Annotated in this window: 2 protein-coding genes; both read left to right on the forward strand. The window is 54.2% G+C overall.

Annotated features, from left to right (window positions below):
• Window positions 1-882: MFS transporter (locus DBO31_RS00050; RefSeq protein WP_150824127.1), on the forward strand; the 882-nt coding region annotated here is incomplete at its 5' end.
• A 77-nt stretch (window positions 883-959) separates the two neighbouring features.
• Window positions 960-2,366: an FAD-binding oxidoreductase gene (locus DBO31_RS00055; protein ID WP_150824128.1), complete on the forward strand. Its 1,407-nt coding sequence runs from the start codon at window positions 960-962 to the stop codon at window positions 2,364-2,366.
• Window positions 2,367-2,462 lie beyond the last annotated feature (96 nt).

Below are 2,462 nucleotides of genomic sequence, written 5' to 3' on the forward strand. Positions count from 1 at the left end.
CTCGATCACTGGTTCCCCCTCCAGGCAAAGACGCGGGCCTTCAGTTATTTTCACATGTCCCTGGCCATTTCCATGTGCATCGGCAATGTCCTGAGCGGCGTCATTCTCGGCATGGACGGGCTGGCAGGACTAGCCGGCTGGCAGTGGGTCTTCCTCTGTGAAGGGCTGCCGGCTGTCCTCTGTTCCTTCGTGGCCTACCGGGTCCTCCTCGATTCTCCGCGGGACGTATCGTGGCTGACGGATGAAGAAAAAGACTGGCTCGTTCAGAAACTAGCGGGCGAACGGGCGACGAAGCCCATGGGCAGTTCCACCTCCATGTGGAGCGTCTGCACGAAACCCCAGGTCTGGCATTTTGCTCTCATTTATACGACGCTCAATATCGGCTTTTACGGGATTTTATTCTGGCTGCCCCAGATCGTCAAGGGCATGGCCGGCACGAATAATATGATCACCAGCATCCTCAGCGCCATCCCCTGGATCACGGCCATCGTGGTCATGGGCTTTGTGGCAGGCTATGCCGACCGGTCCCACAAGAAAAAGAAATTCGTGGCCGTCCCCATTTTCCTCGGTGCCCTGGGCCTTCTGGCAGGGACGTATTTCCACAATTATCCCGTCCTGGCCCTGGCCTGCCTGTCCTTGTCAACGGCCTGCTGTGAATGCCCCGTAGGCCCATTCTGGACCTTCCCGTCGCGCATGTTCGATGGCGTCACCGGAGCGGCTGCCATTGCCATCATCAATGCCATCGGCAATCTGGGAGGATTTTTCGGGCCCTACCTGTTCGGCCTCGTATCGACGGGTAGCAACTTTACGACGGGCTTTGTCGTCCTGGCTTCGATGATGATTATTTCTTCCATCCTGGCCATACTTGTCAAGGAAAAGTAAATCAGCTATGATATAAAAGTCCGGACAGAACGGATAGCCTGTCCGGACTTTGTGTATACAGAAAGGGAGCATATGAGATGAAACCATATCAGAAAATTACCAAAGATATCATACAGAAATTAGTGGATATACTGGGAGAAAAAGGCGTTTCCACCGATCCGGACCGCCTCGTCCAGTACGAACGGGATGAAGGAGTGGAACGGGAATTTTTCCGTACGCCCGATGCCGTAGTCTACCCGACGACGGCTGAAGATGTAGCGGCGGTCTTGCAGCTGGCCAATACGGAAAATATCCCTGTCATTCCCCGGGGCGCCGGCACGGGGCTGGAATTCGGCGCCGTCGCCAATACCTATGGCGGCATCATACTCAGCACGGAAAAGATGAACCGTATCCTCGAAGTGAACGGGGAAAAAATGTACATGGTAGTCGAACCGGGCGTCCGCACGTCTGACGTACAGGCTGCTGCCAAAGCCCAGGGCCTGCTCTATGCCGGCGATCCCTGCAGTGGTGATTCCTGCTTCATCGGCGGCAATGCCTCGACCAATGCCGGCGGCAACCGGGCCGTCCGCTACGGTACGACGCGGGACCAGATTTATAGCATTGAAGTCGTGACGCCCCTGGGGCAGATTACCCGTCTGGGCAGCCGCTTAAAAAAAGTATCGACAGGCTATCCTCTGGAAAAAATCGTCATCGGCTCCGAAGGTACGTTGGGCATTATCACAAAACTGGTCTTGAAACTGGTGCCCCTGCCCAAATACAGCGTCAACGTCCTGGCCATTTTCAAAACTATCGACGACGCCATGTCCATCGTCAACGCCCTGCCCAAAGCCGGCATCGAACCGACCTGCCTGGAATTTATGGACAATGATTCTGTACGGGTCACAGAAAAATTCCTCGGGGAAAAACAGCCTCATTCTGATATAGGAAATTACATGATTATCCAGGTAGACAGCAACGATGAAGACCGCATCGACGACCTGTGCGTCGCCCTCGATGAACTCTGTCACGACCACGGGGCCATCGATGTCTTCGTCGCCGACGCCGAACGGATCTGGAAAGTGCGCAAGAACTTCTCTGAAGCCTCGACGACAGACAGTCCCATCATGGTCATGGAAGATTTCGTTGTCCCGGCCGATGAACTGGCCGATCTCTTGAAAGAACTGGAAAAAATCAGTGCCGACCAAAAGACTCCGGTCCGTTCCGTAGCTCATGCCGGAGATGGCAACCTGCACCTGGACATCCTGAAAAAAGACATTCCCGACGACCAGTGGCCGGCCAAAGTAGAAGCCTTTGAAAAAGCAGCCTATGACGCCGTATACCGCCTCGGCGGCCGTATCTCCGGAGAACACGGCATCGGCGAAAAGAGAAAGAACCTCATGGCCCATTACACGGATCCGGTAGAGCTGGCCCTCATGAAAGCTGTAAAAAAAGCCTTCGATCCCAACGACATCCTCAACCCGGGAAAAATCTTTGATGTGGAGTGAGAAGATCCGTTGGTCGTTCATCGAAAGAGAAAAAGCTGGTGGTTAGTGATTAGTGGGAAGGGATAGTTTGAAGTTTGGTGTTTGATGAAAAGAGCC

It is taken from the genome of Megasphaera sp. DJF_B143 (assembly GCF_900320625.1).
Lineage (GTDB): Bacteria > Bacillota > Negativicutes > Veillonellales > Megasphaeraceae > Megasphaera > Megasphaera hexanoica.